Below are 19602 nucleotides of genomic sequence, written 5' to 3' on the forward strand. Positions count from 1 at the left end.
TTTTCCACCTTTAGCAAGTGGAAACGGAAATTATATTTTAATAACTTGTTCGAAGTCTAGTTCCATATTAGTTTCGCGACCAAACATGTCTACAGACACAGTTACTTTGCCTTTATCTAGATCAATCACTTCTACCTTACCTTGGAAGTGCGCAAACGGTCCTTCTAATACTTCTACCAATTCTCCAACCGTGAAATCTACTTCTACTACGCGATCAGCGTCACCCATTTGTTTCAACATAGATTGAACTTCTTCAGGAGCTAAAGGTGTTGGTTTTGTTCCGCCACCTGATGAACCAAGGAACCCAGTTACACCCGGCGTATTTCTAACTACATACCAAGCATCATCTGTCATTATAAGTTCTACAAAAACATATCCAGGAAACGTTTTTCTTACAACTACACGCTTTTTACCATCTTTAAAGTCTGTTTCTTCTTGTTCAGGGATATATACTCGGAATATCTTATCCGACATACCCATTGTTTCTACTCGTTTTTCTAAGTTCGCTTTTACTTTGTTTTCATAACCAGAGTACGTATGAACCACATACCAATTTTTTTCCATAGTGTCAGGACTGATCGTCCGTCCCCTCCTTTTCTCAAGACAAATGAAAAAACCCGTTCGTTTAGTAGACGGGCTATTTTCAAATATTTACATACTAGTTATTATAACGCTAAATACCAACGGAACAATTCAGAGATACCTAAGTCTACCACAGCAAAAAATACAGCCGCCGCTACTACAGTAGCAAGCACAATAACAGTGTATTTAGAAAGCTCTTTACGTTTAGGCCAACTTACTTTTCTCATTTCACTCATTACATTTTTGAAAAACCCACCAACATTAGCCATTTAGCTAAACCCCCACACAAAAAATCTATCTTATTTTCTATTCATAACGTTTGTTTGTGAAGCGTATGCGCATTGCAATGTGCACAATACTTTTTCCGTTCAACTCGGATTACATTTTCTTTAGATAAAGGAATCGTATAATTACGATTGCCACATTGGACACAGCTTAAGACAGTCTTTTTTGCCATATTATCACCTTTTTTAAGCATATAAGTCTTTTTCAAGATTATCATCTTACACATACCATGTCAACAAAATACCAATTAAGCGTAATTACTATCAATCTCCATATAACGTTCTAGTTTACGCTTCACTCGTTGTAATGCATTGTCAATCGACTTAACATGACGATTCAATTCTTCAGAAATTTCTTGATAAGATTGGCCGTCCAAGTATAGAGTAAGTACTTGTTGTTCCAATTCACTAAGTATTTCTGCCATCTTGCCTTCCATATAATCGAAGTCTTCTCGATTAATGATTAATTCCTCCGGATCATCTACAACTGAACCAGCAATCATATCCATCAATGTTCGATCAGATTCCTCATCATAAATAGGCTTATCCAATGATACATAAGAATTTAGCGGAATATGTTTTTGTCGAGTGGCTGTCTTAATAGCAGTTATTATTTGTCGGGTGATACATAGTTCGGCAAATGCCCGAAAAGAAGCAAGTTTCTCCTCTTTAAAATCTCGGATTGCCTTATACAACCCAATCATACCTTCCTGGAGGATATCTTCTTTATCGGCCCCTATTAAAAAGTATGACCTTCCCTTCATGCGGACGAAGGAACGATATTTTGTTATTAAAAAGTCTAGCGCTTCAGTGTTTCCTTGATGTACCATCTCTACAAGCTCTTCATCTAGTAAACTATCTAATTGTAGATTCTGCTCTGTCTTTTCCAATGAAGTCACCTCAGCTAACAAGAATATTATTCCAAGTATACAGGAAGGAAATTTATAGCGTCAATGAATCATTTCATTCCTCTTCGCCATTTTTCGAAAATTTCCGCAACTTCTGCTGTTAATGGGATATTAGAAGCGGGTTTGTCATCCTGAATAGTTTTCACTTTTTTTGTTATTTTGGAGGAAATCGACAACATTTCAATTTCTAATTCTCTAGCTGACTTTCTAAGGGCCCCTTGGCCAAATATGACCCTTTGCTCGGTCAGATCAGATGTAGCTACGTAAATCTGGACTCTTCTACCACTCAATTCTTTCGTTAACTTTTCAATACGCTCATCTGCAATTTCGTTTTTTCTCGTATAAATAACTTCTACGTTATATTGCTTCTTTTTATTTTCAATACCAGGCACCAAGTGTGCATCAAAAACTACAATGACTCGGGTACCTGTATATGCTTTGTATTCTGCCATTAGCTCGATCAAGCGGTCTCTAGCTTCTAGTAATTTCACTTCTTTTAACTTTCTTAACTCGCTCCATGCGCCGATGATATTATATCCATCGACAAGTAAAATTTGCATCTTGTTAGCCTTTTAAGGGATTTCTGACGCGCCATATTTCGTATAACAACACAGAGGTCGCTACCGAAGCATTAAGACTCGTCACATGACCGACCATTGGCAAATAGTAAAGAAAATCGCACTTTTCTTTTAACAGTCGACTCATACCTTTACCTTCACTACCAATAATGAGTGCCAAGGGTAGGGTCGCATCCATATTTCGATAATCAGTAGACTTTGCCGCATCAGTGCCCGCAATCCAAACCCCACGCTCTTTTAGTTCATCTACCGTTTGTGCCAAATTAACCGCTCGGTAAACTGGAATATGCTCAATAGCTCCTGTAGACGCTTTTGCAACTACCGCTGTAAGTCCAACCGCTCTTCTTTTCGGAATAATAATTCCGTGGGCTCCAACAGCATCTGCCGTCCGCATGATAGAACCAAGATTATGAGGATCTTCAATTTCATCTAAAATAATAAAAAGAGGATCCTCTTGTTTGCTAGCTGCTAGGTCAAACAAATCATCTAATTCTGCATAACGGTATGCGGCAACTGAAGCAACTATTCCCTGGTGATTTGCATCTGTTAAGTTATCCAGCTTTTTTTTAGGTACGAACTGTACAATTATTCCAGCATCTCTTGCTAATTGAATAATTTCTGTTACCCCACTTTTTTGAATGCCTTCTGCAAGCCAAACTTTGTTCATATCTCTACCTGCTCGAAGTGCTTCTACTACAGGATTTTTCCCTGCAATAAGTTCTCCAGTTTGTTCACTTTGATCGTTTATCTCTGTCATTTATTTTTTCGCCCCTTTCTGTTCATCTATAAAGTTAATAGAGAAATCCAGTACTTCTTGCAAACGTTCTGTTTGTCCACTCAAGTATAGACTACCGATTACTGCTTCAAACGCTGTACTGTGATGATAAGTAATAACATCTGTATTTTTGGGAACTGAACCAGACTTTGCATTACGACCTCTTCGTAGGACAGCTTGTTCATCTTCCGATAAAAAGTCCTTTTCCATCATTTCTCTTACTAACGTTGCTTGCGCTTTAGCTGACACATATCTAGTAGCTTCTTTGTGCAAGATATTCGGTCTGACTCGTCCAGAAAGGATGAGGTGTTCTCGAACGACTTGTTCGAAAACAGCATCACCCATATAGGCAAGTGCTAAGGAATTTAGTTGTTTTACATCGGATGGTTTTAAATTTTCCACCAGTTTATCCTCTTTTCCATCGGATACCCTGTGCAGTATCTTCCAAAATAATATTTAACTCTTTTAATTGATCTCTAATTTCATCGGCACGAGCAAAGTTACGGTCTTTCCTAGCTTGATTGCGTTCTTCAATCAATGCATCAATTTCTTCATCCAGTACTTCCTTTTCTTTCGCAAACGTTAATCCCAGAACAGCATTCAAATCATCCATAACTAAGATAAATTGTTTTAATACAATTTCAGATGTTTGTTTTTCTAGTAAATACGTATTCGCAAGTTTCGACAATTCGAAAATAGCCGCAATACCATTCGCTGTATTAAAGTCATCATCCATAGCTGTTTCAAACTGTACTTTTACATTTGCAATTTTTTGTAACCAAATGTCATCATGATCCCCTAAATTTGCAGTGGTACTTAATCTGTGAACTAAGTTATCATAAGCAGTCCGTATACGATCCAAACCTGCCTCCGCTTGCTCCACTAATTCTTTTGAATAATTAATGGGATTTCGATAGTGAACACTCAGCATGAAAAGACGTAATACTTGTGGATCTATTTGCTGACGAATATCATTTACCAATACAAAGTTGCCGAGTGATTTCGACATTTTTTCATTGTCTATATTTATATACCCATTATGCATCCAATATCTCGCAAATGTCTTACCGGTTCTCGCCTCGGACTGTGCGATTTCATTTTCATGATGTGGAAAAGTTAAGTCTTGCCCGCCCGCATGAATATCAATCGTGTCTCCTAGTATTTCTCGGGCCATGACAGAGCATTCTATATGCCATCCTGGACGACCTTTCCCCCAAGGACTTTCCCAATAGATTTCTCCTGGTTTTGCTGCTTTCCAAAGTGCGAAATCTAGTGCATCCTCTTTTTTGACACCCGTTTCAATTCTAGCTCCGACTTTTAAATCGTCTACCGATTGATGAGAAAGTTTACCGTATCCATCAAATTTTCTCGTACGATAATAGACATCTCCATGCGATTCATATGCATAGTCTTTTTCCTCTAATACTTTAATAAATTCAATAATTTGATCCATATGATCTGTAACTCGTGGATGTGAATCTGCTCGATTACAGCCCAGTGCCTCAACATCCGCAAAATAAGCGTCGATAAAACGTTCCGTGAGCTCTGAGACTTCTTCTCCCAGTTCATTGGCCGCTTTAATAATTTTATCATCTACATCTGTGAAGTTTGAAACATATGTCACTTCATATCCGCGGTATTGTAAATACTTCCTTACCGTATCATAGACGATTACAGGTCGTGCATTCCCAATATGAATATAATTGTAAACAGTTGGTCCACATACATACATCTTAACTTTGCCTTCTTCAAGCGGTATAAACGGTTCTTTTTCACGTTTTAGCGTATTAAAAATTTGGATTGTCATGACTATTTTCCCTCTTCTCTTTCGTCAATTGGTCTATTTCTTTTTGAAGCTTCTCTATTTTGTTTTCCATTTGTTTGCAATGGTCGGTAAATGGATCTGGTAGGTCCTGATGATCTAAATTTCGCTTCACTTTTATACCATCTTGAATTACGACTACACCTGGGATCCCAACAACAGTAGAGTTAGTAGGTACATCTTTTAATACAACAGAACCTGCCCCGACTTTACTATTTTCACCAATGATAATAGATCCTAATACTTTTGCTCCAGTAGCGACTAGCACATTATTATGAAGAGTAGGATGTCTCTTTCCCTTTTCTTTTCCGGTACCACCTAGTGTGACACCTTGGTAGATCGTGCAATCATCTCCAATTTCACAGGTTTCTCCAATGACCACTCCCGAGCCGTGATCTATAAAAAAGCGTCGCCCAATTGTCGCCCCTGGGTGAATTTCGATTCCTGTAAAAAATCTACTAATTTGTGATATGGCGCGTGCTAAGAAAAAGAATTTCTTTTTAAATAAGGCATGTGCAACTCGGTGACTCCAAATTGCATGTAGACCTGCATAAGTTAAAATAACTTCTAACTTGCTATGTGCTGCTGGGTCCTGTTCAAATACTACCGCAATATCTTCTTTCATTCGTTTGAACACATGATTACCTCCTTTCATTTACTCCATAAAAAAAGTCTCTGTCTATAAATATAGACAGAGACGCAATAGCGTGGTTCCACTCTGATTGGAAAACAGAAAAAATTTTCCCACTTAGCATCTTTAACGCAGATGATACGTTCAGCCTACTTAAAAGTTCGGCATGACGCTCTAAGGTGCATTTCAGTAACTCATAAGCTCAGACCACTTTCAGCCGGTGATGGTCCTCTCTAAAGAACGTGCGTTACTTACTTCTCCTCGTCTTCGCTTGCTATTCATTTTGCTTTCGAATTTGTAACACCATTTTCACACCTTGGTAGAGGAAAGTCAATCTTATTGTTTTGCAAATTTGGCAACACGAGCGATTACTATTTCTTTACCAATTAGACTGATTGCATCAGCTAGTTCAGGACCGTGCATTTGACCAGTTGTTACTACACGAATTGGCATGAAAAGATTTTTCCCTTTATGTCCAGTTTCCTTTTGTACCGCTTTAATAGCAGCTTTAATCTCCGCTGGTTCAAATGTCTCTAAGCCCTCTAGCTGTACTTTAAATGCAGCCATTACTTCAGGAACCTGTTCTCCGGCCAATACTTCTGTCGCTTCTTCAGTATATGCAATGTCGTGATCAAAGAATAGTGATGATAATTCAACAATCTCCGCTCCAAAACTCATTTGATCATGGTAAAGTGCAATAAGTTTTGTTGCCCACGTAAGTTCTTCTTCTGATAGTTCAGTTGGTAGCAATTCTGCTTTTTGTAAATGTGGCAATGCTAACTCAACTACTTTTTCTAATGGCAACTGTTTAATATATTGGTTGTTCATCCAAGTAAGTTTTTGTTTGTCGAACATTGATGGTGATTTAGAAAGACGTGATACATCAAAGTTTTTAATGAATTCTTCTTTAGTGAAGATTTCATCCTCCCCTTCAGGAGACCATCCTAATAGGGCAAAGAAGTTAAACATTGCTTCTGGTAAATACCCTAGGTCTTTGTACTGTGTAACAAATTGGATGATTGACTCGTCACGTTTTGAAAGCTTTTTACGGTTTTCGTTGATGATTAACGTCATATGACCATACTTAGGATATTCCCATCCGAACGCATCAAAAACCATCAATTGTTTTGGTGTGTTCGATAAATGTTCTTCCCCGCGGAATACATGAGAGATTTCCATAAAGTGATCATCTAATACTACAGCATAGTTATAAGTTGGAATTCCGTTCGCTTTCACTAATACCCAGTCACCAACATCTTTAGATTCAAAAGTAACCTCTCCACGAACTAAATCTTCAAAGGTATAGGTTACATTTCCCGGTACACGCATACGAATCGTGTACGCTTGTCCCGCTTCTTCTTTTGCTTGCACTTCTTCTGCTGATAAATGACGGCATTTACCATTGTACATTGGAGCTGCAATACCTTTTTCTTTTTGCATTTCACGTTCTGCTTCTAGTTCCTCTGATGAACAGAAACATTTATACGCATGGCCTTTTTCTAACATTTCTTCTGCATGCTTTATATATATATCTAAACGCTCCATTTGGCGGTAAGGTGCATAAGGTCCACCAATATCTATGGATTCGTCATATTCGATTCCTAACCATTTTAAGTTTTCAAGTTGAGATAACTCGCCACCCTCTACATTACGCTCAATATCCGTATCTTCTATACGAACGATGAATTTCCCGTTATGGTGACGTGCATATAAATAGTTAAATAATGCTGTACGCGCTCCTCCTATATGTAAAAATCCTGTTGGACTGGGTGCGTAACGTACGCGAACTTCTTGTGTCATAAGTGTATCCTCCTAGTTTTCTTTCCATCAAATTAGCCTTGGTGCAGTTGCACTTATTTAAAGTATAAGGCAACTAACAATGACTTTAACTTAATCCATTCTACCACTGGTTATACGTTTATTAAAGTTAGTCCTTTTTCAGAAGTAATATTGTTGCCATCGATGCTATTCCTTCTTCACGTCCTGTAAATCCAAGTTTCTCGGTTGTTGTAGCTTTCACATTTACCTGAGAAACATCTGCTTGAAGCAACTCCGCTACACGCGCACGAATTGTTTCGATATGTGGTGCCATTTTTGGCTTTTGTGCAATTATTGTACAATCGATATTTCCTAACTTATACCCACGAGCGTCTACTAGTTTCCAAATATGTTCTAGTAGCTTGGCTGAATCTGCGTCTTTAAAGTCTGGATCTGTATCCGGAAAATGTTTGCCGATATCTCCTTCTCCTATTGCACCTAAAGCAGCATCAGTAATTGTATGTAGTAATACGTCTGCATCTGAGTGACCAATTAGTCCTCGTTCATAAGGAATATCAATTCCTCCTATTATTAACGGACGATTATCCGCAAATTCATGTACATCGAATCCTTGTCCAATTCTCATCATATTAAAATTCCTCCTGCTCTCGCTTATTTAATATTGCTTCTCCGTATAGAAGATCTTCACTCGTTGTCATCTTGACATTATCATAGGTACTTTCAACAATATGAACACGCTCTCCTAATCTTTCTACGAGCATTGCTTCATCCGTCCCAAGAAAATTATCCTTCTCAGCTAATCTTTCCGCTTTTTCTAATATTGTATACCGAAAAGCTTGAGGCGTTTGAATAATCCATAAGCTCTCTCGATCGACCGTTTCTTGAATTATACCATTTTCTACTTTTTTCATCGTATCTTTTGCCCGAACAGCTGCAACTGCTGCTCCAGACGTGTTTGCCTTTTCCACTAATTGTTGTATCACTTGCTGATGAATAAATGGTCTTGCCGCATCATGAACAAGGATGATTCCTTTAAATGAGCTAACTTTTAATGCAGCGTATACACTATGCTGGCGCTCTTCTCCACCTTCTGCGATGTCGGAAACCTTTGTAATACAATGCTCTTTTAGAAGCTGTTCAATAAAAGCCTTTTCCTCTTTCTTTACGGCTAATACTATTCGCTCACAATTAAGATCTCTTTCAAAAACGCGTAAAGTGTGTATCAAAATAGGAATATTGCGTAGCTCTAAAAACAATTTATTTTGACCAGCACCCATTCGCTTCCCACTACCCGCAGCTGGCAATAAAACAGTATATTTCATATTATTGGACCTCCGTTACATAGAAAAAGGGCGTATTCCTTTTGCAAAGGAAACAACCCTTCTTCGTTATTTCGAGTCTTGTGGTTTCGCAAATATCATTCGACCAGCCGACGTTTGAAGCACACTTGTCACTTCTACATTTATAGCCTGTCCAATGTATGCTTTACCGCCTTCTACAACAATCATCGTTCCATCATCTAGGTATGCGACGCCCTGATTGTGTTCTTTTCCATCTTTAATAACGACAACATGCATTATTTCCCCGGGAATAACAACAGGTTTCACTGCATTTGCCAAGTCATTAATATTTAAAACTCTTACTTGATGCAGGTCACAAACCTTATTTAAATTGAAATCATTCGTTACAACAATTCCATTCATCTTTTTAGCTAGACGAACTAATTTCAAATCTACCTCTTGTATATCTTCAAAATCCTCTTCCACGATTAATACAGCAGAAGATCGTTCTGTTTGAAGTTTTTTTAATACATCTAAACCACGCCGACCTCTAGTTCGTTTAAGCGTATCCGAAGAATCCGCAATATGCTGTAACTCCGTCAAAACAAATTGAGGAACGACTAGAACACCTTCGATAAATCCAGTTACCGATATATCTGCAATGCGACCGTCAATAATAACACTAGTATCTAGCAACTTATAAGTTCCTAAACTCAATTCTTGGGTATCGTCGTCCATAGTTTTCTTCTTGCTAGTACTTTGCTTAGAAGGAGTGAAAACTTGAAGAAGTTCATCGCGCTTTTTAAAACCGACTTGGAAACCTAAGTAACCTAAAACAATCGATAACAGCACGGGTACTACTGATCCAATTCCTGGTATAGCAATATTATTAAGTGCAGAACCTAGGAAAAAGGCAACAATTAAACCAATAACTAGACCGAGCGTTCCGAATAACAAATCTCCAATTGGCGCTTTTAATAACCGTTCTTCCATCCATTTGATAAAATTAATCAAGTAGTCGGTCATAAACAATGCAGCCACGTACAACAAAATTGCTCCTACTAAAACAGATACATACGGATTGTGAATCCAAGGGTTGTTAGATAAATTAAAAAGCTCATATAAGTGCGGTAAGAATAGTAACCCCAATGTTCCACCAATTAAAACAAAAGCAATTTGGATAATCCATTTTAACAAGCATGCCACCTCCATTAATTTCATTATACTTGCATCTTTCCCAATAAGTCTAATCAGACAAGCGCAGTTGCCCACTCTATTCCCAAAAATAATGGAAGAATGCTGGATAAAGGCTTCCTTTGCCTTTATCCGGCATTTTGAAACTACTTGATCGGTTGGACACCAGAGCTAGACATATAGAATGCCTTATTATTATGAAAATGCTTCTTTCATCGCTTCGTTAACTGTTTCGATTCCTACAATTTGAATGCCTGGAGGGTAATCCCATCCTCCGAGGTTTGAGGCCGGTACAATCGCTCTTTTAAAGCCAAGCTTTGCAGCCTCTTGAACACGCTGTTCAATTCTAGACACCCTTCTCACTTCTCCAGTTAAACCAATTTCTCCAATAAAGCAGTCAGTTGGTGTAACCCCTGTATCTCGGAAACTTGAGACGATACTTACTAGGACGGCTAAATCGATCGCAGGTTCATCTAATTTTACTCCTCCCGCCACTTTTATATAAGCATCTTGCGTTTGGAGTAGTAATCCCATTCGTTTTTCCAGTACTGCCATTAGTAAGGAAACACGGTTTTGATCAATACCAGTAGCCATACGTTTCGGATAATTAAAACTAGATTGAGTCACTAACGCTTGAATTTCTACTAAAATAGGTCTGGTACCTTCCATCGAGGCAACAATTGCAGATCCAGCTGCTCCATGAGACCGCTCCTGAAGAAATAATTCAGAAGGATTAAGTACTTCTTTTAATCCGGATTGGACCATTTCAAAAATGGCGATTTCATTCGTAGAGCCAAATCTGTTCTTCTGAGATCTTAAAATACGGTACGTATGGTGACGTTCTCCTTCAAAGTACAAAACAGTATCTACCATATGTTCCAATATACGAGGTCCTGCAATTTGTCCCTCTTTTGTTACATGTCCCACTAAAAAGATTGCTACATTTTTAGTTTTGGCAATCCGCATTAGCTCTGCTGTACACTCTCGAACTTGTGATACACTTCCCGGTGCACTTGTTACATCGGGATGATGAACAGTTTGAATAGAATCGACAATAACAAATTTTGGCTCTACACTCTCAATAGTTTCATTGATTAACTCCAAGTTGGTTTCAGCATAGATATAAAGCTCTGCTGATGTTACCCCTAATCGTTCTGCCCGAAGCTTCGTCTGACGGATGGATTCCTCTCCCGAAATATACAGTACTCTTTCTCCTTTATTCGCAAGTAAAGCAGAAACCTGCAAAAGAAGGGTCGACTTACCAATACCCGGATCTCCACCTATTAATATTAACGACCCAGGGACAATACCACCGCCCAACACACGATTCAGTTCAGCAAAGTCAGTTGTCACTCGTGGTTCATCAGCTGTTACTACTGAAATTATTGGGGTCGCCTTCTGTGCTGTGCCATCTGAATGCTGAAACGAGCGTTTCGGGCCTTTGGATATTATTTCCGTTTCTTCTACCATTGTGTTCCATTCACCGCACCCAGGACATCTTCCCATCCATTTTGCGGACTCATATCCACATGAATTACACATAAACTTCGTTTTCTTTTTAGCCATAATACCTCCTACTATGAAAAGCACAAGCGCCTCTGAAAGAATTGCAATAATGACGAACTCTGTCTTTATTGACCAGTCTGTAGCGATCGAACTGCTGCTTCCAGAGCTACAAGTTAAAAAGGGCATTCCGGAAATATTTTTCGGAATGCCCGCTATATTAACCTTCTGTAACTAACGATTTAGTGCTGCGAACCACAAATTCATTGTCTTCTACATCAAATATTACATGTTGCCCGTCTAATACTTCTCCTTTAAGAAGTTCTTCGGATAGACGATCTTCTACATGTTTTTGAATTGCACGGCGTAGAGGACGTGCACCGTATTCTGGTTCATATCCTTCAGTTGTAATTTTGTCTTGTGCTGCTTCTGTAATTTCTAATTCAATACCTTGTTCTTTCAAACGTTTAGATAATTGCTCTGTCATAAGTGAAACAATTTGTTTTAAATGCTCTTTTTCAAGCGAATGGAACACAATCATTTCGTCTAAACGGTTTAAGAATTCTGGACGGAATGCTTTTTTCAATTCTTCTAGCATTTTGCCTTTCATATCTTTATAATCCGTTTTGCCACCTTCTGTTAAGTTAAATCCAACGTATTTATTGAATCTAAGTGCATCCGCACCAACGTTTGATGTCATGATTACTACTGTATTACGGAAATCTACTGTGCGACCTTTAGAGTCTGTTAATCGTCCATCCTCTAACACTTGAAGAAGAATATTAAAGACATCTGGATGTGCTTTTTCAATTTCATCTAACAGGATAACAGAGTATGGTTTACGACGTACTTTTTCTGTCAATTGCCCACCATCGTCAAAACCTACATATCCTGGAGGAGATCCAACTAGACGAGAAGTTGAATGTTTTTCCATGTACTCAGACATATCTACTCGAATCATTGCATCTTCGTCTCCGAACATCACTTCTGCTAAAGCGCGAGCAAGCTCCGTTTTACCTACACCAGTAGGTCCCAAGAAGATAAACGAACCAATAGGACGTTTCGGATCCTTCAATCCCGCGCGAGCACGACGAATAGCTCTTGAAATTGCATCCACTGCTTCACTTTGACCAATTACTCTTTCATGCAATTTATCTTCTAGTTTTAATAACTTTTCAGATTCCGTTTGTGCTAATCTAGACACTGGTACCCCAGTCCACATAGAAACAACTGCTGCGATATCTTCTACTGTTACTTCAGATTCTTCTTTTCCTTGTTTTTCTTTCCAATTGTTTTTCATTTTCTCTAGTTCATCTTTGAGCTTCTGCTCTTTATCACGGAATGATGCAGCTTTTTCGAATTCCTGACTTTGAACTGATGCATTTTTTTCAGATCGGATTGCTTCTAGTTTAGCTTCTAATTCTTTTAGATTAGGAGGTGTTGTATATGAACGTAAGCGTACCTTAGAACCCGCTTCATCTATTAAGTCAATTGCTTTATCTGGCAAGAAACGATCAGAAATATAACGATCTGACATTTTCACGGCCGCTTCAACCGCTGCATCCGTAATCTTCACACGATGATGAGCTTCATAACGATCACGTAAACCGTAAATAATTTGAATCGCTTCATCTACTGAAGGCTCATCTACTTGAATTGGTTGGAAACGACGTTCAAGCGCGGCATCTTTTTCGATATATTTTCTATACTCATCCAATGTTGTTGCACCAATACATTGAATTTCTCCACGAGCAAGAGCAGGCTTCAAAATATTCGAAGCATCAATAGCACCCTCTGCTCCTCCAGCACCAATTAACGTATGAAGTTCATCAATGAATAGGATAACATTACCTGCTTGGCGAATTTCATCCATCACTTTTTTCAAACGATCTTCAAATTCCCCACGATATTTTGTACCAGCAACAACTGTACCCATATCTAGTGTCATTACACGTTTATCGCGTAGGATTTCTGGCACTTCATTTTGGACGATTTGCTGTGCAAGCCCTTCAGCAATAGCCGTTTTACCAACACCTGGTTCTCCAATTAGAACTGGATTGTTTTTTGTACGACGAGCCAAGATTTCAATTACTCTTGTAATTTCTTTACTACGACCAATTACAGGATCTAATGTACCTTCTCTTGCAATTTGTGTTAAGTCACGAGCTAGACCATCTAGTGTCGGTGTACTAGCTGGAGCTGTTCCATTGTTGCCATTGCCGTGCGCTTGCTCTGTACTACCTAATAATTGAAGTACTTGTTGACGAGCTTTGTTTAAACTTACTCCTGCATTATTTAGGACACGAGCAGCTACGCCTTCTCCTTCACGGATTAATGCAAGCAATAGATGTTCTGTTCCAATATATGAATGCCCAAGTTTTCGAGATTCATCTACGGAAAGCTCAATCACTTTTTTAGCACGAGGAGTGTAGTTAACAATTGGGCCAACTTCTTCTTTGCCTGCTCCTACTAGTTCCTCAATCCCTGCTTCAATTACTTTTAAATCTACTTCTATTGCCTCTAATGCTTTTGCAGCAATTCCACTACCTTCTCGGATAAGACCAAGTAATATATGTTCTGTTCCAATAGATTCATGCTTCAAGCGTATAGCCTCTTCTTGAGCTAGTTGTAATACTTTTTGAGATCTTTGTGTAAAACGATTAAACATCATTCAGATTCCTCTCCCTTTGTTTTCTGTTTTTCTTCTTTTTGCAATCTTTCCCTTAACAGCTTCGCGCGAAACATATCCCGCTCAGAAGTATTCAATGAAGTTCCCGCATATTTTTGTAGAAATCCTGGTTGCATAAACACCATACATTCATTCAAGATAGATACATCAACATCTTCTATGAGTCCCATATCTATTCCTAATCGTACATCCGATAGGCATCTCGCTGCTTCATCCGTTGCCATGATACGGGCAAATGATAAAGTTCCTAGAGATCGATATAGTCGGTCTTCTAGTGTATTGGCCGAATGCTTTAGAAGTGCATCTCGTGCTTCTCTTTCTTTTTGAATAATTTGTTCGGTAATACTCTGAAGATCAGCAAGTATGTCTTCTTCTGACTTACCAAGTGTGGTTTGGTTGGACACTTGATATACATTACCGAGCGCTTCACTACCTTCTCCGTAAATTCCTCTAACAACCATTCCAAGTCTTGAAATGATCGTAACAATTCTGTTCATTTGTTTGGTCATCGTTAATGCCGGTAAATGCATCATGACAGATGCACGCAAGCCAGTACCTGTATTTGTAGGACAACTTGTCAAATAACCAAACTGCTCGTCAAACGCATATGGTAATTCTTTATCTAATACACGATCTAGCACATCTGCTTGTGCATAGGCTTCTTGAATTTGAAGCCCTGGAAAAAGACATTGTATACGAATATGATCCTCTTCATTGACCATTACACTAACCGATTCATCATTTGATAATAAAACCGAGCCAGTCATAGGCGAGTTAGCGAGCTTTGGACTGATTAAATGTTTCTCTACTAACACTTGGCGACTTAGTTCCGATACATCCTTTATATGAATGGAAGAAAATTGCATATCTAATTCGTCACTTGCATCTAACAAAGTGGCAGATACAGATTGGTCAATTTTATGCGCCTCGTCTTCTGTAAATGCTAAAGGAAAACGATAGCCATTCAGATTTCTAGCTAAGCGTATTCTTGTACTCATCACGATATCTGAATGCTGTCCAACACCAGCCATCCAACTAGAAATGGAGTTATCTAAAAAGTGTTCAATTGACATTCGTTTGGTCACCTCCTCCTGTTGAAAGTTGACTTTCCAAATCTCTGGCTTCATCTCTCAACTTTGCGGCTTCCTCAAAACTTTCCGTGGCAATAGCATCTTTCATTTGAGTGCGAATGGCTTCTATACGTTTCTTTAAAGCAATCTTCTCTCCTAGTGCACCTGGAGCCTTCCCGGTATGCTTCGTGTTTCCATTATGAAGTCGCTTAAATACATTCGGTAACTGAGGGCGAAAACTGTTATAACAATTTGCACAACCAAATTTTCCTTCATCTAAAAAACGCTGGATCGACCAACCACATTCATCGCATACAATTATATTTTTTTGTTGTTTTTGTTGCATTGGTTGTTGTTCTGTTTGACTAAACCAGTTCGATAATAGTTGATGTAAAGATAGTGGATCTTGTTTGTACTCAACGTAAAACGGGTGGAGGCTATTTGCACAGACTTCACAATAATGTCTTTCAAGATGTTCACCATTATGCACTTGGGTAACCGTTACTTTCGCCGGTCTTTGTTTACAATTTTCACAAATCACCTTTAACACACCCCGTTCATTTTTCACTTTTTTCATATTTTAATGTTAATAACATGGCGCATAAAATACGAGACCTTAGTTCATCTCTGGCAGGTAATGGAATCACCAGAGTCGTTCTATTTAAAGCTGCTAAAATGAGTTTTGCTTCACGTTTAGTAATAACATCTTCATCGATCAATCGAAAAACAATATCTTCCGTGACCGATTCTGAAGCCCCATTTTCTAGTGTTTGTATAATATGCTCTATTAGATCAGCTTTTGTATGAGCTCGAACGCGGAGGATTCGAATATATCCCCCTCCACCTCGTTTACTTTCTACTAAGTATCCGCGATCTTGGGTAAATCGTGTATTGATTACATAATTTATTTGAGATGGAACACACTGAAACTTCTCCGCGATTTCACTTCGCTTAATTTCGATTTGTTCCTTACTTCCTTCTTCTATAATAGCCTTCAAATACCCTTCAATTATGTCAGATATATTTTTCATCTTCTCACCTCTTCTCACAAACTGACTTTGACTAACTTTGACTATATTATAACGAGAATTTTTTGTATGTGCAATTGATACGATTTGCACTTAAAAACAAGAAAAAACTACAAACCATTGTTTGTAGTTTAGGATATATTATTATGACTATTCCTATTCAATAAATCTTTTTTATCTTTCTAGAATGACTAATTGAACCTTCTATAGCTACAGCTAAATTAAATTTTCTTTTTATAATTATTTCGTTGAGACTTCGTAACTTGCTTCCATTTATTCGTTTCTGCTTTTTTGGCTGCAGCATCGCTTTTGCGGTCGATATGCGCAAGCTCTCGCATCAGTTTTACATAACTCTTGTATCGTTCTTGTTTAAGAGTACCATTATCAATAGCCTCCCGAATTGCACAACCAGGCTCTTTTACATGCTGACAATCACGGAAACGGCAATCTAATGCTAGGTCTTCGATATCCTGAAAACTAGCACTCACCCCATCACTTGTATCCCAAAGTTGAAACTCTCTCATCCCAGGTGTATCAATTAGTAAGCCACCTTCAGGTAACAGCGTCAACTCTCTATGAGTGGTTGTATGGCGCCCTTTACTATCATCTTCTCTTATATGATTGACAGTCATTACTTCTACACCTGACAAGGCGTTTATCAAGGATGATTTCCCAACTCCGGAAGAACCTAAAAGTGCACCTGTTTTATGAGAGGATAATAGACTTCCTAATCGATCGATACCTTCGCCGGTCACACTACTCACTGCAAATATATCCACACCAAATGCAATAGCCTCTACTTCTTTCATATAATATTCTAGGTCTTCACAAGCATCTTTTTTCGTTAATACAACGATGGGGGTCGCCCCTGAATCCCATGCTGCCAATAGATATCTCTCTAATCTACGAACATTGAAGTCATGATTAAGCGACATCACTAGAAATACAAAATCAACGTTTACCGCAATTAGTTGAATTTCCGTCGTCAATCCAGCCATTTTCCTAGAGAACTGTGAACTGCGAGGAAGTACTTCATGGATTATCCCCTTTTCCTCACCAGGCATCCGATCGAGCACTACCCAGTCTCCAACTGCCGGAAATGCTTCTCTATCATTCCCAAATTTAAATTTCCCAGAAAGTGAGCATAGTAGCTCTCCTTCATTGGTCATAACTCTATATAAATTTTTATGTTCCAGTAGTACGCGACCTGCAGTTCCACTACCTGTCATTTTTTCTTCCCAATTATTATTCCAACCATATTGTTCGATTAAATTCAATTCAATTTCCCCCTAATTTCCGTATGAATAATGCCCAAGCCACATTAATAGAGCTATAAGCTAAACAATAAAAAACCATGACTGCACGAATCTGCAGCCATGGTTCCCCGGTCATTAGTAAAGAAGCATATATCTGGTTAGAGACATACGGAGTGGGACATCATAAACTTACAGATTCGTGGATACGTATATTCATTTGCCATGATGCCTCACTCCTTTCTTTTCGTTATTTTCAGAATACTACAAGTATTAGCATTTTGTCAATATAAATTATGCAAGGTACGTATTTGTAATATGGGTATCATTATTAATTATAAAGATGACATCCTACAAAATGACCTGGTTCCTGTTCCTTCCAATTTGGCTTTTTTTCCGTACAAATGGACATAGCATGTGCACATCTCGTACGGAATACACAACCTGAAGGTGGATTAATCGGGCTCGGAAGCTCTCCATGCAAAAGAATACGTTCTCGTGACTCCTCTATGTCAGGATCTGGAATGGGAATCGCAGATAACAAAGCCTGTGTGTACGGGTGTAGTGGATTTTCATACAACTGACTACTAGTGGTCATTTCTACCATATGCCCTAGGTACATGACCCCTATTCGGTCAGAGATGTACTTGACCATCGATAAATCATGTGCGATAAACAAATAGGTTAGATTTTTTTCCTTTTGTAGTCGTTGGAGCAGCTTCACTACTTGAGCTTGAACTGACACATCCAAAGCTGAAATAGGCTCATCCGCAATGATAAACTCAGGATCTAATGCAAGCGCTCGAGCTATGCCAATACGTTGACGCTGACCTCCTGAAAATTCATGAGGATATCGATTAGCATGGTCTCTGTTCAAGCCCACATCCTCTAGTAATTCATACACTCTAGACTTTAACTCTTCCTTTTTGTATAGTTTATGTATTTCCATCGGTTCAGCAATAATTTCAAACACAGTGGAACGTGGATTTAAAGATGCATACGGATCCTGAAAGATCATTTGCATCTTTTTCAAGTAACCTCTTCTTTCTTTGTCAGTCATCTCATGCACATTTTCATTTTCAAACAGAACTTTTCCCTCTGTTCTATTGTACAATCCTAAAATAGTTCGGCCTGCTGTGGATTTACCACAACCAGATTCACCCACTAGACCAAATGTCTCCCCTTTGAAGATATCAAAACTTATCCCATCAACAGCCTTCAACGTCTCCCCATGTCCAATGTCAAAATGGCGCTTCAAATCTTGAACAGACAATAGAACTTTTTCCGTCATTTAAATCCCCCCTAAACGGCATATCTTCTAACTGCACAAATCTCCTTTTCTAACAGAGATCCTGCTAGCCTTAAAATTTCTACTGTTTTCCCCGTTGAATGCGAATGCAATAGTTGGCCATCCCCATAATAGAACCCAACATGCCTTACCGTTCCCGTCCCTTCATCATTCGCAAAAAATAGTAAATCCCCTTTTTTCCAAAGCGAAGGGTCTTGTATAGAAATTTCTTCTCCCGATTTAGCCTGGTCACTTGCATCTCGAGGAATTATATAACCACAAGCCTTCAACATATTGTACGAAAAACCCGAACAATCATAGCCATATGGAGACATGCCCCCCCATAGATATGGTAAATCTAAATAATTTTCCCCTAAAACCACCGCTTCCTCTGCAGACCTCTTCGGAATCTGATCCACAGAAGATGAAAATTGGGCATGTACTTTCGATAATAACGCTTTGCCGTGTGGCGTAAGAACGGTATAAAATACTTCATCCTCTGAGATTATCAGTAGAATAGTATTAAAGGCTAAAACGAGTAGCGGATTATGTTGTAAATCCCAGAGCTGTACTTTTGCAGAAGAAACTCTGGCGGAACCCCTGACATCCACTTGCTTTGTAGGTTGTATTTGCGAAAGCGGGATCCAACCTGGATAACCACGACTATCTTTTTTAGAGGGCTGCCAAATGGCAACAACTTTTGCCCATTCCTCTACTATCTCCTCCACAAGCACTGGTTCTCCGTAAAGCAGCTGCGTTTGCACACGATTTTCATCACATAAAGCTAACCTTTCTTTATACGGTAGTGCCTCAAGCCATTCCACCAATAACACAGGATTTGAGATTGCCGGAATATCTATCTCCCTGGCAGAGTTTGGTTCAGTCCAAATAGTTCCCACCTTTACAGCACAAACCCACTCTTTCTTTTCCACTGGCAT

Annotated in this window: 21 protein-coding genes and 1 other annotated feature; all 21 genes read right to left on the reverse strand. The window is 38.8% G+C overall.

Annotated features, from left to right (window positions below):
• Positions 1–30: 30 nt before the first annotated feature.
• The 21 genes from nusG to MHI47_RS18845 all read right to left on the reverse strand — a co-directional run bounded on the left by nusG (position 31) and on the right by MHI47_RS18845 (position 19602).
• The gene (gene nusG / locus MHI47_RS18745; RefSeq protein ID WP_093537878.1) at positions 31–564 is read right to left on the reverse strand and encodes a transcription termination/antitermination protein NusG; all 534 of its coding nucleotides are present in this window, start codon (positions 562–564) and stop codon (positions 31–33) included.
• 101 nt (positions 565–665) lie between these two features.
• Positions 666–851 carry a preprotein translocase subunit SecE gene (secE, locus tag MHI47_RS18750; protein ID WP_093537879.1) on the reverse strand — a complete coding sequence of 62 codons (186 nt, stop codon included), beginning with the start codon at positions 849–851 and terminating at the stop codon, positions 666–668.
• 41 nt (positions 852–892) lie between these two features.
• Positions 893–1093, reverse strand: coding sequence for a 50S ribosomal protein L33 (rpmG, locus tag MHI47_RS18755; protein ID WP_407691715.1), 201 nt, complete (start codon positions 1091–1093; stop codon positions 893–895).
• 21 nt (positions 1094–1114) lie between these two features.
• Positions 1115–1756 (reverse strand): RNA polymerase sporulation sigma factor SigH, encoded by a 642-nt coding sequence (gene sigH / locus MHI47_RS18760; protein ID WP_407691716.1) that lies wholly within the window; start codon positions 1754–1756, stop codon positions 1115–1117.
• 68 nt (positions 1757–1824) lie between these two features.
• Positions 1825–2334, reverse strand: coding sequence for an NYN domain-containing protein (locus MHI47_RS18765; RefSeq protein ID WP_093537880.1), 510 nt, complete (start codon positions 2332–2334; stop codon positions 1825–1827).
• 4 nt (positions 2335–2338) lie between these two features.
• Positions 2339–3109, reverse strand: a complete 771-nt coding sequence (rlmB, locus tag MHI47_RS18770) for a 23S rRNA (guanosine(2251)-2'-O)-methyltransferase RlmB (RefSeq protein WP_093537881.1) — start codon at positions 3107–3109, stop codon at positions 2339–2341.
• On the reverse strand, positions 3110–3529 hold the full coding sequence (locus MHI47_RS18775) for a Mini-ribonuclease 3 (RefSeq protein ID WP_093537882.1): 420 nt from the start codon (positions 3527–3529) through the stop codon (positions 3110–3112).
• 4 nt (positions 3530–3533) lie between these two features.
• Positions 3534–4934, reverse strand: coding sequence for a cysteine--tRNA ligase (gene cysS, locus MHI47_RS18780; RefSeq protein ID WP_340831844.1), 1401 nt, complete (start codon positions 4932–4934; stop codon positions 3534–3536).
• A complete protein-coding gene (gene cysE / locus MHI47_RS18785) occupies positions 4915–5586 on the reverse strand; it encodes a serine O-acetyltransferase (protein WP_340764105.1) in 672 nt (223 codons plus the stop codon). The genes cysS and cysE overlap by 20 nt, the downstream gene beginning before the upstream one ends.
• 53 nt (positions 5587–5639) lie before the next feature.
• Positions 5640–5857 (reverse strand) — a binding site (T-box leader).
• A 59-nt stretch (positions 5858–5916) separates the two neighbouring features.
• On the reverse strand, positions 5917–7380 hold the full coding sequence (gene gltX, locus MHI47_RS18790) for a glutamate--tRNA ligase (protein ID WP_340831846.1): 1464 nt from the start codon (positions 7378–7380) through the stop codon (positions 5917–5919).
• Between the two features lie 127 nt (positions 7381–7507).
• Positions 7508–7987 (reverse strand): 2-C-methyl-D-erythritol 2,4-cyclodiphosphate synthase, encoded by a 480-nt coding sequence (ispF, locus tag MHI47_RS18795; RefSeq protein WP_093537886.1) that lies wholly within the window; start codon positions 7985–7987, stop codon positions 7508–7510.
• A 1-nt stretch (position 7988) separates the two neighbouring features.
• On the reverse strand, positions 7989–8681 hold the full coding sequence (gene ispD / locus MHI47_RS18800; RefSeq protein ID WP_340831849.1) for a 2-C-methyl-D-erythritol 4-phosphate cytidylyltransferase: 693 nt from the start codon (positions 8679–8681) through the stop codon (positions 7989–7991).
• A 66-nt stretch (positions 8682–8747) separates the two neighbouring features.
• On the reverse strand, positions 8748–9836 hold the full coding sequence (locus tag MHI47_RS18805; RefSeq protein ID WP_093537888.1) for a PIN/TRAM domain-containing protein: 1089 nt from the start codon (positions 9834–9836) through the stop codon (positions 8748–8750).
• A gap of 192 nt (positions 9837–10028) precedes the next feature.
• The gene (gene radA / locus MHI47_RS18810) at positions 10029–11399 is read right to left on the reverse strand and encodes a DNA repair protein RadA (protein ID WP_340831851.1); all 1371 of its coding nucleotides are present in this window, start codon (positions 11397–11399) and stop codon (positions 10029–10031) included.
• Positions 11400–11556: 157 nt separating this feature from the next.
• The gene (locus MHI47_RS18815; RefSeq protein WP_093537890.1) at positions 11557–14007 is read right to left on the reverse strand and encodes an ATP-dependent Clp protease ATP-binding subunit; all 2451 of its coding nucleotides are present in this window, start codon (positions 14005–14007) and stop codon (positions 11557–11559) included.
• Positions 14004–15098 carry a protein arginine kinase gene (locus tag MHI47_RS18820; RefSeq protein WP_093537891.1) on the reverse strand — a complete coding sequence of 365 codons (1095 nt, stop codon included), beginning with the start codon at positions 15096–15098 and terminating at the stop codon, positions 14004–14006. Before MHI47_RS18820 ends, MHI47_RS18815 begins: the two co-directional genes overlap by 4 nt.
• The gene (locus MHI47_RS18825; protein ID WP_093537892.1) at positions 15088–15636 is read right to left on the reverse strand and encodes a UvrB/UvrC motif-containing protein; all 549 of its coding nucleotides are present in this window, start codon (positions 15634–15636) and stop codon (positions 15088–15090) included. The genes MHI47_RS18820 and MHI47_RS18825 overlap by 11 nt, the downstream gene beginning before the upstream one ends.
• A gap of 16 nt (positions 15637–15652) precedes the next feature.
• Positions 15653–16126, reverse strand: coding sequence for a CtsR family transcriptional regulator (locus MHI47_RS18830; protein ID WP_093537893.1), 474 nt, complete (start codon positions 16124–16126; stop codon positions 15653–15655).
• A 218-nt stretch (positions 16127–16344) separates the two neighbouring features.
• A complete protein-coding gene (rsgA, locus tag MHI47_RS18835; protein WP_340771106.1) occupies positions 16345–17400 on the reverse strand; it encodes a ribosome small subunit-dependent GTPase A in 1056 nt (351 codons plus the stop codon).
• Between the two features lie 307 nt (positions 17401–17707).
• A complete protein-coding gene (locus MHI47_RS18840) occupies positions 17708–18667 on the reverse strand; it encodes an ABC transporter ATP-binding protein (protein ID WP_340771109.1) in 960 nt (319 codons plus the stop codon).
• 11 nt (positions 18668–18678) lie between these two features.
• Complete coding sequence (locus MHI47_RS18845; RefSeq protein WP_340831855.1) at positions 18679–19602, reverse strand: C40 family peptidase; 924 nt, start codon at positions 19600–19602, stop codon at positions 18679–18681.

This window comes from Psychrobacillus sp. FSL H8-0487, from assembly GCF_038008385.1.
In the GTDB taxonomy this organism is placed as follows: domain Bacteria; phylum Bacillota; class Bacilli; order Bacillales_A; family Planococcaceae; genus Psychrobacillus; species Psychrobacillus psychrotolerans.